This window comes from uncultured Brachyspira sp. (genome assembly GCF_910588665.1).
Taxonomy (GTDB): Bacteria; Spirochaetota; Brachyspiria; order Brachyspirales; family Brachyspiraceae; genus Brachyspira.
This window is the reverse complement of record NZ_CAJUPR010000004.1, coordinates 171,052-185,538: the sequence shown is the minus strand read 5'-3', so window position 1 is coordinate 185,538 and position 14,487 is coordinate 171,052. Positions and strand designations below refer to the sequence as shown.

Sequence of the window (14,487 nt, the reverse complement as noted above, 5' to 3'; positions counted from 1 at the left end):
AAAAACTTTTGTTTATTTAGCTGATATTGTGCCGATATACATTTTATCTGTTCTGACGCCAGGCTTAATCTCTCCGTTTATGGAATATATTTTATTTTTTATTAATATTAATCCTTCGCCGCAAGGAGCATCAAAAGGAACCTCGCCTATTGTTTTCCAAGTATTTAATTCGCAGTTATAAACTAATATATTGGAATTCCAATTAAACTCATAAGGATCGGAGCCGAAATATCCCGCTCTGAAATAAGACAAAGCAACTCCCTGAAGAGCTCCTAAATTATAAACAGCATTATCATAAACAGATTTATTAAAACCACCTATAACAAGCATTTCTTTTTCATTAAGCTTTACGGATACAGCACCCAGCAGAGATATGCCTTCATTATTAAGAGATACATCGGCAACTTTCTCCCAAATATTATTAGCAAAATCATATTTATACCCGTCCGTATAAGCTACAGCATCGCCGCCGCTAAATACATATATATTTCCGTTTAATAACTGAGCCACTGCCTGAGTTCTGCTTTCATAACCGGGTACAGGTGCTAATTCTTTTGTTTCTTTAGATGTTAAATCATATTCATAAACTTTATTGCTCCCTCTTCCCGCCTGCTTTCCTGTAATAATATATAATTTATTATCTTTATATACTGCAGCGCCGTTTTGTAATGTGAAAGGCAAATCCCCTATTTTCTCAACATTCAATTTATTTTTTTTTAATGAAAAAAATAGTATATTGTCATCAGCTTCAGGATTTGAAGAACCTCCTATATAATATATTCCGTTTTCAGCGGTTACAGAAGAGCCATACGCTATTTCATTATCTAAATTGATATGCTCAACTACTTCCAATACTCCATTTTTATCCTCAAGCATATAAATATCAGAATATGTTTTTTTAACTCCGCCGTTTAATACGGATTCTTCAGGAAAATTAGCTCCCCCTCCTACAACTATATACTTACCTGCTAAAGAGCCGTATAAAAGCCCAGCTGTGCCTATATTTTTCTCCATTCCTGTCTGAGCAGGCAGATGTCCGCCGACTTCCCAAACTATTTTTTTATCTGTTTTTGAATCAAGCAAATCAGTATCCGAGATATTATATGAACAGCTTAAAACAAATAAGCTTAATATAATATTTAATAAAAACATTAAAGTAAATTTTTCCATTACAGTTCCTTTATTATTATTTATTTTTCATAGTTGCAGAATAAGTTAAACCTTTTATTTTCTCTGCGCTTGGTTTTCCGAAGGCAAAAGAAGCTAATAAAGAGCCTATTATACCGACACCTATAATTATAAATGAAATCATAAACTCAAATATCTTAGGTTTAGAATACATAGGTATAAATTTACTAAGCATACCTGCAGGATCGCTTATATAGAATGCCACTATAACGGAAACTATAAATCCAATCCATACAGCTTTTGTTTCCACCTTATCAAAGAATATGCCTACCAGAAATACTGCAGCTATAGGTCCGCCTAAAAGTCCTGTTATTGCTTGGAAATATAAAAACATATCGCCCTGACCATTATATATGAAATAAATAGCAATCAAGGTTCCGAATATACCGACTATCCAGCTTGATAATCTTGCAAATTTTAATTTAGACGAATCTTGCATTCCTGGTTTAAGATATTCTAATATATCGGCGGTCATACAGGTAGAAACAGAGTTCAGACTGGAAGATACTGTGGACTGAGCGGCTGCAAATATGGCTGCTATTACCAAACCAGATATGCCGACAGGCAAAGCATTTACAACAAAGTAAGGAAGTATGGAATTACCGTTAATATTTTCAGGGAGTGCTGTTTTAAAATGGAAATATATATATAAAGCAGAACCCATACCGATAAATATTATTATACTAGTCAAAAGTAAAGGAACATTCATAAATAAACTTTTTTTAGCTTCATTTTCATCTTTATTTGTGGCATATCTTTGAACTATATCCTGACTTCCAACATAAGAATAAATAGAGTTAACAAAGCCTCCTATTATCATAACCCAAATACTTGATTTAGCTAAATCTAATGAGAAGAAATCAGGAGTTATAATCTTACCGTCATCGGCTAATAATTTGAATCCCTGCCCTATTCCTTCAGGAGCGGACGAAAACCCTACAATAATTACTAAAAAAGCTCCTAAAAGAAGGACAACCGTTTGTATGGCATCTGACCATAATACGGCTTCTATACCGCCCATAGATGTATATGCCACGCAGAATATAGAAACAATAACGGTTATTAAAACAGGATTAAGGGAAGGCAGTACATGCTGAATAGCTAAAGTAGGAAGATAAATTACTATAGCCATTCTTACTATATGAAAAAGTATAAATGTTAAGCTTCCAATCAATCTGAAAGAATCATCAAATCTTCTTCCCAAATACTCATAAGCGGTTGTAACATTAACCCTTCTGAAAAATGGTACAAATGTATGGGCAGCCCATAATACCATTAAAATAATTCCTAAAGGCGCCATACCCAAAAGCCAGCTGTTATTATAAACGGAAGCAGGTATGGCAATAAATGAAATAGATGATAAAGCTGTAGCATAAATACTCATAGCCGTAACCAATGCAGGAACCCTTCCCCCTGCTTTAAAATAGTCATCTGTAGATTTTGTTCTTTTAGCAAAAAACATACCTATTAAAAACATTACTATAAAGTATAGTCCGATAACTATCCAATCAAACCAATGCCAAGCCATATTTGTTCTCCTAATAAATAATATTGTTCAAGCGAACATTTATAGTATAGTAAAACAAAATTATATTGTAAATAAAAAAATGAAAATATTAAAATAAATTAATAATTAAAAATATTATTTAAAACTCATATATTCATTTTTTATATAATCAAAATTACTGATTATTGCTAATAATTTTTTTTGTATTATAATTAACAGGCTTTTTTATAAAGTATATAGGCATATCAAAATTGCAAAGCTTTTGCGTTCTTTAAGAAAAAAATGAAAAAAGGAATAAAACAATGAAAAAAATATTAGCTGTTTTAATTTTAATATCTTTTAATTTATATTCTCTGACACAAAATGAAGAAAACTTTCTAACAGCTTCAGAGAATGGAAATACTAAAAAAGTAAAAGAGCTCTTAGCTTTAGGAGCTGACATTAATATTCAAGATTATAACGGCTTTACTGCTTTAATGTGGGCTATATATAATGGTCATACTGAAACAGCAAAGGAATTAATAAAGGCAGGAGCAGATATTAATATTCAAGATGATGAAGGCTGGACTGCTTTAGATTATGCAGAAAAAAATGGACATAATGATACTGCAAAGCTTTTAAAGAAAAATGGAAAATAATAATATTTAGTTATACCGTTATTTTAACTTAAATGTAAATACTATTAAGACTATAGATAAAAACATAAATATAAATGCAAAAATTAATGTATATGCTCTGGGCTTTGCAGCTATTGAATTAGTTTTACTATTATATAAAATTTCAGATTTTGAATTAATGATAAAATTACTTTCATTATATTTTAAATATGAATTGGTAAGAATAATATTTTTATTACTGTAATTAAAGCTGTAAACTATATTAGCAAATTTATTTTTTTTAATAATACCATATTCATAATATTCAATACTTTCTATATTTGCATTAACTTTTATTATATTATTACTATCAAAGACAAAATAAATATAAACTATTATAAAAGATGCGCACAAAAAAATAATTGCCATTAAATAAATGGTTATTTTATATTTTATAATTTTAAGCTTATTATACATAATGTTATATGCTAATATATTTTCATTTTTTATAAAACTGTAATTATTTATTAATAATATAAAAATACATTTTATTATAGAATTTTTTTTATTTTTAATATATATTAATATAATATTTTTTCATGTTATTTTCATTATAAATAACAAATAATTTTTAAGTTTAAGGATAATTTAATGTCGGAAAATCAAAATAATTCTGAAAATACTGTTTCGGAAAGAAATGCGGAAAAAGAAAACAGAAAAGAAAAATTAAATACTTTAAGAAATATGGGAATTAACCCGTTTCCAAACAGCTATAATATAACTTATAAGTCAAAAGACATATCTGAACAATTTGACGAGTTGGAAAAAAATCAGACGGAAGTGTCAATTGCCGGCAGAATTATGCTTTACAGAGTAATGGGCAAATCCTCATTTCTTACTATAAAAGATTCTTCTGGAACTATTCAGGCTTATATACAAAGAGATAAAATAGGAGACGAGTTTTATAATACGGTATTTAAAAAACTTATAGATATAGGAGATATTATAGGCATTAAAGGGACCGTATTCAAAACCAAAACGGGAGAAATAACTGTATATGCAGGCGAATTAAAACTTCTTACAAAATCGCTTAATCCTCTGCCAGAAAAATTTCATGGATTAACGGATACGGAACTCAGATACAGACAGAGATATGTTGATTTAATAATGAATGATGATGTAAAAGCCTCTTTTATTAAACGCTCAAAAATGATATCTTCTATAAGAGAAATAATGACAGAGCATAATTTTTTAGAAGTTGAAACTCCTATGATGCATCCTCTTATAGGAGGCGCCAAAGCCAAGCCTTTTATCACGCATCATAATACTTTGGATATGACTCTCTATTTAAGAATAGCACCCGAACTTTATTTGAAGAGACTTGTTGTAGGAGGTTTTGACAGAGTATTTGAACTTAATAGAAATTTCAGAAATGAGGGAATATCTACAAAGCATAATCCAGAGTTTACTATGATGGAAGCATATATGGCTTATGCCGACTTTTATAAAGTTATGGAGCTTGTTGAAGATATTTTTTCTAAAGTATGCTTTAAATTAAATGGAAAATACATTTCTAAATATAAAGAATATGAGATTAACTTTAAGCCTCCGTTTGAAAGAGTTTCTATGGTTAATATAGTTAAAGAGCATTCAGGAATCGATTTTAATGCAGTATCTTCAGATGAAGAGGCATTGAAAAAAGCAAAATCTATAGGCGTAGAAATAGACACTTCAAAAACTAAACCTAATAAATGGGAAGTAATGGTTGCCGTATTTGAAGATAAAGTTGAAGATAAATTAATACAGCCTACATTCGTTATCAATTATCCGAAATCAGTTTCCCCTCTTTCAAAATCATACTCTGATAATTCGGATATTACGGAAAGATATGAGCTGTTTATAGGAGGAATGGAGATGTCTAACGGCTTCAGCGAACTTAATGATCCTATAGATCAAAAAGAGCGTTTTGAAGAACAGCTGAAAGCAAAAGCACGCGGAGAAGATGAAACTATGGATATGGATTTAGATTACATTAATGCTTTGGAATACGGACTTCCTCCCACAGGCGGACTTGGAATAGGTATTGACAGAATGGCTATGCTTTTATTAAATGTTCAAAGCATCAGAGACACAATACTTTTTCCTCAGATGAGAAAGTCAGATTAATGAAATATCGTTTTTAATCAGATTAAATCTAAAAATATATAATTTGGTTGACTAAATTAATTATTTAATATTTACTTTATTTAAAGTATAATATTTTTTATTAGGAACTATAATGTTTTACAAGACAAGACAAGACAAGACAAGACGCAAATATGCAGAGAATATATAAATAATATTACAATAAAAATAAATAAATTACAACCTATTCCGCAAGAAATTAATCTTGCAGAATAGGTTTTTTATTGCATAATTTTTTATAGGTGGTAATTATGAATTTTTTTTATAGTAAATATGATGACGGAATATATCAAGTTAGAAATATTTGCGGAATAAAAATAACCACAAAGCCTTTAAAAAATAAAATAAATTTGTTATTATCTCAAATAAATGAGATAAAATTAAAGGTAAATAATATAGAAAATCAAGTAAACAATATACCTTACTTTTATAGAGATATAAAAGTAAAATTAAATCATATTGCTTCAGAAGAATATAATTATGATAAAAATATATTTAATAAAATTAAACCGCCTTATATATCTATAATTGTACCTATATACAATATAGGCAGAGAATATTTAGTAAATTGTTTAGATAGCTTAGTTAATCAAACTTTGAAAGAAATAGAAATAATATTAGTTAATGATTGTTCGCCAAATAAAGAAGATAATTTGATATGCGAAGAATATGCTTCAAAAGATAAAAGAATAAAATATATAAAACATAAAGAAAATAAGGGATCCGGCGGCGCTAGAATGACAGGATTGAAAGAAGCTAAAGGATATGCTATAGGATTTGCTGATCCTGATGATACTGTTGCTTTAAATGCCTATGAAATAGCCGTTTCAAGAATGTTATTAAATAATACTGATATAGTTTGTTTTAATTATTATTGGATAGAAAATGATGAAATAACGGATATGCATATAAATATACAACAATTTTTATACGGATATTACATATTACATTTATTATGTATAGAAAAAATGCATGCGCCTTTATGGGATAAAATTTATAAAAAAGAATTACTAGATAAATTAGATTGTGATTTTATTCCTGAAAATATTTATAGTCAGGATATGGTTGGGCTTTTTAAGATATTTTCCATTTCTAATTCATTAGAATATATACCTATTCCATTATATTTTCACTATAGGAGAAAAGAATCGGTTACTAATATTGTTAACAACAAGTATATAATTGATAAATATGAAGCAATAAAAAATATATTTGATTATTCTAAAAAATTAAATATTTGTGATGTTGATATAGAAATGTATAATTTTTTTGTTACTTTTTATAGATTAACCTACACTTTTATAGATATCAAATTTCATAAAACCAAACAAACTGAAAATGATATTAATATTCATAATATTCAAAGAGAATTATTAAAAAAATTAATTATTGATAATATAAAAGACGGATATATAACTGAAGAAATTTTTTTAGATATATGTGATAAAAGGAATTTATGGTATTTAATAGATCTGTATAATTTTGTAAAATAAAAACTGTTTTAATATGATTAGGAGTATTTTAATGAATGATAATATCAAAAGATGTATAGATAATATTGTATGGTGGATACCTTTTAAAAAATTAAGAAATTCTCTTAGAGAATATTTATTATATGTAGCAACTAATCATTATGAAAAAAATGATAGTTTTAAAGTTATAAATTTAAACTATTGCGATCATAAAAAAAATATAGCTATATATTTTGATGCTGGAATCGGTGATTATTTAATGTTTAGACCAATATTACCATTCATTAGAGATTACTATAAATATGATAAAATAACTTTTATTGGAAATGATAGATTTATAGATATAGTACTATCTTTTGACAATGAATATATAAATCAATATATATATTTTGAAGGTAATATAAATAATAAAAATGTAACTGCTAAAAAGTTTTTTTCCAATATTAATTATGATATTCTTATATCAAATTATTATTTAAGAGGAACATGGACTGATGATTTTTGTAAATTAATTAATGCTAATGATAAAATAGGAAGTTATGGAGGATTATTTGTAATGTCTCAAAGACAAAGAACAGACATTAGTGCTTATACTAAAGTTATATATAGTGATGAAAATGATATGTTTGAATTGTATAGGAATATACATTTCTTTGAAAAATTATTTAATCATTCTATAGATATATCAAGTATATCTATAGAATTAAAAGAAGAAATATTTAAAAATATTAATTTTAATTTTTATGAAAATTATGCTTTAATATTTATAGGTGCTACAAATGATGATAGAAAATGGAATTATTTAAATTTTCAAAAAGTATGTGATCATTTATATGAAAAATATAATATTATTTCCTATATTGCTGGATCTATGAATGATCAGCAAATAGCTAATAAGATAATACAAAATAGACAATATATAAAATCTATATGTGGCAAATATGATATCAACAGCATATTTTACATAATAAATAAATCTAAAATAGTCATTAGTAATGATTCAGGAGGGTATCATATGGCAATGACAGTTGGTTCAAATATAATTGTAATTTCAAGCGGAGCAAATTTTATAAGATTTATAAATTATCCTGATAAATTTAAAAAATATAAAATTGTTTCTACACCAATACCAGAAAATTCTTTTGATAATCCTTATTATGAACATTATTATAATAAAGATTTTCTAAATTTAATATCAGCTGATACTATATGTGAATTAATAGATAATAAACATAGTAAATATTTTTAAGAAGACACTTCAAATATGTTTTTAATAGTTACAAAAGTTATAGGGTTTGATACCAATAAAATAATGCCTCTATTTTAATAATAATTTTAAATATTAAAAAATAATTTATATGCTGATGTATAACTTTATATGTCAGTATTTTAATAAAGCTGTAATCAGTTTATCAAAAAATAATATTTACTATTTACAAAAATTACTATTAAGATATAATTTCATAAATACAGTTTTTTATACGGAATATTTATGAAAAAAACAAGCATACTAATTTGTCTGATTTCTGCAATAATTACATTAGCCGCCCTATTATCCTTAAATTATGTAAAAACCGATGATTATAATGATACATCTTTAAGTTCTATAAATATAATGAATACCAATTATATGCATTTAAGAGATTATATATCGGACGATTATTATATATATGATTATATTCAAAAAGAAGAAAAACTAAAAGAAATATTCAAATCAAGCGATATAGCGTCAAGACTGAAATACAGAGCCAGTTTAATAACCCATTTAGGAGAAGAAGAAATTATTATAAACGGAATCGATATAAAAAATGATGAAAAAGTTTTTGATATTTTAACAGATTATACATTAAAAAACTTTAACTCAAATAATTCTATAATCATAAGCAAATCTATATCTTCCGTATTGGATATAAACACCAATGATATAGTTATATTAAAACTTATTGCAAAAACGGGACATTATAATGCAGAAGAATATACCGTAATAGAAGTATCGGAAAAATTAAATTATAATTATGCCTTAATAGATATTAATAATTTGAATAATTTTACAGGTTTGAAAAATGCCGCTACGGAAGTATATATTAAAAAAAATATTAAAGATTTAATCAGATATGATAATAATATAAAAGAAATTTACGGAGATGATTTTTCTTTATATTCTAAGAGAGATATTTTAGAAGAGAATTACGGCATTAATAAAAATAACAGCAGATTCAATATTTATATATTATTAGCATATTTATTTTCTATATTTTCAGCATCAATATTTATTAATTCATATTATAAATATAAGAGGCTATTAAAAATAAAGATATTATCTTCTCTTATAGGTTTTATAATATCATTTATTATATATATTATTATTATAAAATTATATTATCAAAAAGATTTTATATTTAATTATATATACACCTATATGATTATTATTAATATAATATCTCATATATGCGCCGATATTAAATATTATTTTTTAAAAAAACTATTTACATCAAAATATAAAAATATATTAATTATGTCTGGTACGGTATTTATTTATACAGCGGCTTTTATATTATTATATATTCCGTTTCTTTCATTTGCAGCAAATAATAACTTAAATAACAATGAAAAACCGGAAAGTATTGTAAGGATAGTAAAAAACAACACATCAGAAAATACATTTTTATTGAACGGCTCTTTATATAATGATAATATAAGCAATATGCTGTTTAATGAAATTTATTCTTATGACAAATATGCAGAAATTGAACGGGTATTAAGTTTTCCCGCAGCAGCTGTTATAAGAACTGGAAGCATAGGCTCAAGAGTTTATACTTATGAAAAAAATATACTTGAAAACGGATTAAGCATATCCAATATTATAATAGAAGGCAGAATATTTGAAAGTCCTAAAAAAGAGATTATTGCAGGAAAATATTTAGCCGATTATTTAAATCTTAAAATAGGAGATGCTCTGTCATTGATAGCAAAAGCATCAAGAGGCTGGCTTGAAACGGAATATTTTTATGTAAGCGGAATATATGATTTAAAATATAGAAACTATGATATTATAGGCGATATAAACTCTATGAATAATTTTATATATCTTAAGGAAGGCAATAAATCTCCGTATAATGAAAGCATACTGATTTTTTCATATAATGACAATATGAACTCTATTTTAAGCAAAAGCGGCATTATAAGCAGCAATAATTTAAAAGTTGCAGCATATAATAAAAAATATTACAGCAAATATAATAATTCAAATAAAATAATTATTATTTTATTTATAGTAATTTCTGCATTTTCTGTTTCTTTATTATCTTCATCAATAATATCTATTTTTTACAGAAGACAGTCACAATCATATCAAAGAAAATCATTAAATATTTTATATGCTGTATCTCTGTTTATTGCAGCTATAATATCTATATTAATAATATTTATATTTATGCCTTTCAGCTTTAAGTTTTTAATATTTACTGTATCTATAATATTATTATCATTTATACTATCTATTTTAATATCCAATTATAATTATATATTATAATTTTAAGAGCGTAAAAGAAATGACAAAGAGAATTAAAATAATATTAATAATCATTATAGTATTATCAGTATACTTAAGCATATATATGTATAAAACTATGCATACTATAATAGTCAGGCATATTACATTAGAGTTTGAAGATTTGCCCGAAAGTTTTGATAATATAAAAATTGCCTTAGCGGCGGATATGCATGCGGGGCTTTATATATCAGAAAAACATATAAAAAAAATGTCAGATATAATAATGCAGGCAAAACCAGATATGATATTATTTCTTGGAGACTATATTTACAGTGCTCCGCATATATTTAAGCATTATAACCGTAAGAATACAGATAAATTTTCAAAAGGCATAGAGGGATTAGAAGCTAAATACGGGAAATACTCCGTTTTAGGAAATCATGATAACTGGGAAAGTAAAAAAGATATTTCAAATGCCCTATATTCAAACGGATTTAATCTTATGGATAATAATATTTTATTTATTACAAATGAAGTCGGAGACTATATATCTATAGGAGGAATCGGCGATTATTTAACAGACAATATAAACTTTGATGCTGCCACATACAATGTTAAATCTAATGATTTTAATATACTTCTTTCTCATGAACCTAATATGCCTTTAAAAATAGCAGAAGAAAAAGGATATGATAAATTAATAGACTTATTTTTATCCGGTCATACTCATGGACTTCAAATAAGTTTTATTCCTTTGGGTATTTTGGAAAGACTGAATAAAAATAAAAAATATCCTTATTTTCAATCAGTTTACGGTGTTATGAATTATGGAAACATGAAAGTTTATATAACATCTGGAATAGGTGCTGTACTTCTTCCTTTTAGATTATTCGCATATCCTGAAACTGTAATAATGACTCTTAAAAGAAAGCAAAAATAATTTTCATAAAAACAATATTAGGCTTCTATATTATGGATTCTATAAACTGCTTAGCCGCTCTCGGACTTCTTCCTGCGCTTCTTATGGCATAGCTTTCAGCTTTTTTTATAAGTTCTTCTTTATCCATTTGAATATTATTATTTTCGGCATAAGATAAAACTATATCTGCAAATAAATCTTTATCAGGTCTTTGAAAAGTTATAACTAATCCGAATCTGCTGGTTAAGCTTATTATCTGCTGAATTGTATCTTCGGAATGAATATCATCTCCGGTTCTGTCATTGAAATTTTCTTTTATTAAATGCCTATAATTTGAAGTTGCATAAACTAAAATATTTGAAGGAAAAGAATTTACTCCTCCCTCAAGTACTGCCTTTAAATATGAGAAAGTGTCGTCACTTGAAGAAAAAGTTAAATCATCTATAAATATTATAAATTTAAGCGGGCTTGAACTTAATTTTTCTATTATATCTGTTATAAACGAAAGCTGGCTCTTTTTAATCTCTATAAGCCTTAATCCTTCATCTTTAAATAAATTTGCCAAAGCTTTTATAGTGCTGCTTTTTCCAGTTCCTGCATCTCCGTAAAGCAGTATATTATTAGCTTTTTTTCCTTCTAATAAATTCTTAGTATTTAAAACAACTTTGTTTCTCTCCGTTTCATATCCAAATAATTCTTTTATATCCTGCATATCTTTATGTTTAGCTGGTATAATATTTTTTTTATCGTCAAGAATAAACATATTATTATTATAGAAGATTCCGTATCCTTTTTTATCTATCTCTTTTATATAATTTCCGTAAATATCATAAAAATCAATTTTTCTGCTTTCTAATCTGCATATATTTTCAAAATACTCTGAGGAAAATAAAGCATTAAAATCAAATGAAGATAAAAAACTAAAAAAATCCAGCTCATTTTTTAATGCTTCTTCTAAATTTTTATTTATAATTTCTTTTTTTATAATCTTTCTTATATATATATTATTATCTCTAATAATTTGTTCTAATATATAATCAGATATATTGTCATTGTATTTAAATAATTCATATAAAAAACTGCTGTAATAATCCAATGCTTTTATGCTGTCAGAATCATAATTATTTAAAAATCTTATAAGTTTCTTTATAACTTTTGTTTTAAGTATATCTCTGAATATGACTATATTGAAAAAACCTATCATAATTTTTAGCATCTCTTTATTTTTCATAGATTCACCTGTTAATTTTTTTTATTTTAAAAATATATTTTAAATTTATTATTAATAATATTCAAGTGTTTTATTATAATTTTTTTTTTATGTATTAAATATAAATAATTGTTATATTTAATTATATATCATTTTTAATATGTTTTAAATAAATTTATAGATATTAATACCGAAATAATAAAAAACTATTCTCAAAGAGGTGCCGAATTTATGAAAATAAGAACAAGTTTTATAATATTTGGAATATATATTTTAGCTTTTATTTTTATGCTTATATATCTGCAGATTAGAATAGCAATAAGCGTAAAAGAGTACAGCCGTATTTATCAGCATACTATAAAATCGCAGGCAATAGCAAGGCAATATCAGCAAAATTCAGCATTTCTGACACAGTTTGTAAGAAGCTATGTAGCAACAGGCGATTCAAAATATGAACAGGCATATAATGACTGCATAGCCATATCGGGAGGGCAAAAAGCTACTCCTATAGATTATGACAGAGGTTTATATTGGTCTATTTATTTAGGAAGCGGAAATAAGCCTTCAGGCGATGGAGAAGCTAAATCATACTCTAATGTTATGAAGGATTTAAACTTTTCTAAAGAGATGTTTGATTTTCTTACTTTATCTAAAAAGCGTTCCGAAGATTTGGTAAAATTAGAAATTGAAGCTATGGAATTAATAAAAAATATTCCGAAAACACCTGACGGAAAGATACCAGATGAATATAAGACAGTACAGCTTGAGGCCATAGAACTTGTTAATGGCAAATCCTATGAAGAAAAAGTTTCTGAAATAATATCTCCTATAAATCAGTTTTTTGATGTACTTTATCAAAGCAATAATCTGAATTTACAGAAAGCTACCTCAAAAGTAAAAAAATATAATATTTTATTTTTTATATGTCTGTTTATTGTCGGATTTTCCGTTGTGATACTTTTAACTTATTTAGCAAGAAGATTAGGCAGGAATCTAAGTTTATGTATGCGTTTAGCTTCTGAAATATCCAACGGCAATTTGGGGGTAAAAATAGATGAAAGCAAAATAAAAGGAAATAATGAATTTTCTTTGCTTCTTAATAATTTTCATAATATGATAGAAAAATTAAAAGATATCATATCCAGAGTACTTGAAAGTTCTAAATCAATATCCGAAGCCGCTACTGAAATAGCGCAGGGAAATGCAGATTTATCGCATAGAACGGAAATGCAGGCTTCACATTTGGAAGAAACAGCATCATCCATAGAACAGATAGCATCTACAATAAAATCTTCCGCTGATAATTCAGTAATAGGAAATAAAATGATGCAGGATTCTGAAAAATCGGTTCAGGAAGCGGGAAGCATAATAGAGGCTACCACCAATAATATAGAACTTGTATATGAGGCAAGCAATAAAATAACTGATATTATAAAAATAATAGAAAATATAGCTTTTCAGACTAATATACTTGCTCTTAATGCGGCGGTAGAGGCAGCGCGTGCAGGAGAACAGGGAAAAGGTTTTGCCGTTGTTGCAAGCGAAGTTAGGAATTTAGCACAGACAAGTCAGTCTTCGGTTAAAGATATAACATCTCTGATTGCAGATTCCAATGAAAAAATAAAAACTGCTACTGAAACTGCAAGACAATCTAAAGAAATATTTATAGATATTGAAAATAAAATAGAAGATACTTCAAGAATTATGCAGGATATAAGCTCTATGGCTGTGGAGCAGCAGGCTGGAGTTGATCAGGTTAATGTAGCCATTTCGCAGATGGATCAATCCACTCAGCAAAATGCTTCTTTAGTAGAGGAAACAACAGCTTCTTCGGAGGCTTTAATGAGTCAGGCTAAAGAATTAGTTGACCTAATGCATTTTTTTAAAGTTTAATTAATAGTTATTAAAAAAATTAAAC

Annotated in this window: 11 protein-coding genes; 7 read left to right on the top strand and 4 right to left on the bottom strand. The window is 26.5% G+C overall.

Going from position 1 to position 14,487, the window contains the following annotated elements:
- Positions 1 to 12: 12 nt before the first annotated feature.
- Together QZ306_RS04515 and QZ306_RS04510 are read right to left on the bottom strand one after the other, a co-directional pair.
- Positions 13 to 1,170 carry a cyclically-permuted mutarotase family protein gene (locus tag QZ306_RS04515; protein WP_295161626.1) on the bottom strand — a complete coding sequence of 386 codons (1,158 nt, stop codon included), beginning with the start codon at positions 1,168 to 1,170 and terminating at the stop codon, positions 13 to 15.
- A 16-nt stretch (positions 1,171 to 1,186) separates the two neighbouring features.
- On the bottom strand, positions 1,187 to 2,716 hold the full coding sequence (locus QZ306_RS04510) for a sodium:solute symporter (protein ID WP_295161624.1): 1,530 nt from the start codon (positions 2,714 to 2,716) through the stop codon (positions 1,187 to 1,189).
- 281 nt (positions 2,717 to 2,997) lie between these two features.
- Here QZ306_RS04510 and QZ306_RS04505 point away from each other — a divergent pair, with 281 nt between their 5' ends.
- On the top strand, positions 2,998 to 3,333 hold the full coding sequence (locus QZ306_RS04505; protein ID WP_295161622.1) for an ankyrin repeat domain-containing protein: 336 nt from the start codon (positions 2,998 to 3,000) through the stop codon (positions 3,331 to 3,333).
- An 18-nt stretch (positions 3,334 to 3,351) separates the two neighbouring features.
- On the opposite strand, the gene QZ306_RS04500 is transcribed toward QZ306_RS04505, so the two are convergent.
- Entirely contained in the window at positions 3,352 to 3,705 is a 354-nt protein-coding gene (locus QZ306_RS04500; protein ID WP_295161620.1) for a hypothetical protein, read from the bottom strand.
- A gap of 237 nt (positions 3,706 to 3,942) precedes the next feature.
- On the opposite strand from QZ306_RS04500, the gene lysS reads away from it, so the two are divergent.
- From lysS to QZ306_RS04475, 5 genes are all read left to right on the top strand, one after another.
- Positions 3,943 to 5,457, top strand: a complete 1,515-nt coding sequence (lysS, locus tag QZ306_RS04495; protein WP_295161617.1) for a lysine--tRNA ligase — start codon at positions 3,943 to 3,945, stop codon at positions 5,455 to 5,457.
- A 269-nt stretch (positions 5,458 to 5,726) separates the two neighbouring features.
- On the top strand, positions 5,727 to 6,968 hold the full coding sequence (locus QZ306_RS04490; protein WP_295161615.1) for a glycosyltransferase family 2 protein: 1,242 nt from the start codon (positions 5,727 to 5,729) through the stop codon (positions 6,966 to 6,968).
- 31 nt (positions 6,969 to 6,999) lie between these two features.
- Positions 7,000 to 8,196, top strand: coding sequence for a glycosyltransferase family 9 protein (locus QZ306_RS04485; protein ID WP_295161613.1), 1,197 nt, complete (start codon positions 7,000 to 7,002; stop codon positions 8,194 to 8,196).
- Positions 8,197 to 8,439: 243 nt separating this feature from the next.
- Complete coding sequence (locus tag QZ306_RS04480) at positions 8,440 to 10,479, top strand: hypothetical protein (RefSeq protein ID WP_295161611.1); 2,040 nt, start codon at positions 8,440 to 8,442, stop codon at positions 10,477 to 10,479.
- Positions 10,480 to 10,498: 19 nt separating this feature from the next.
- Positions 10,499 to 11,380: a metallophosphoesterase gene (locus QZ306_RS04475; protein ID WP_295161609.1), complete on the top strand. Its 882-nt coding sequence runs from the start codon at positions 10,499 to 10,501 to the stop codon at positions 11,378 to 11,380.
- 25 nt (positions 11,381 to 11,405) lie between these two features.
- Here the strand turns inward: QZ306_RS04475 and QZ306_RS04470 are convergent, their stop codons facing one another.
- Complete coding sequence (locus tag QZ306_RS04470; protein WP_295161607.1) at positions 11,406 to 12,590, bottom strand: DUF815 domain-containing protein; 1,185 nt, start codon at positions 12,588 to 12,590, stop codon at positions 11,406 to 11,408.
- A 210-nt stretch (positions 12,591 to 12,800) separates the two neighbouring features.
- On the opposite strand from QZ306_RS04470, the gene QZ306_RS04465 reads away from it, so the two are divergent.
- Positions 12,801 to 14,462, top strand: coding sequence for a methyl-accepting chemotaxis protein (locus QZ306_RS04465; protein ID WP_295161606.1), 1,662 nt, complete (start codon positions 12,801 to 12,803; stop codon positions 14,460 to 14,462).
- Positions 14,463 to 14,487 lie beyond the last annotated feature (25 nt).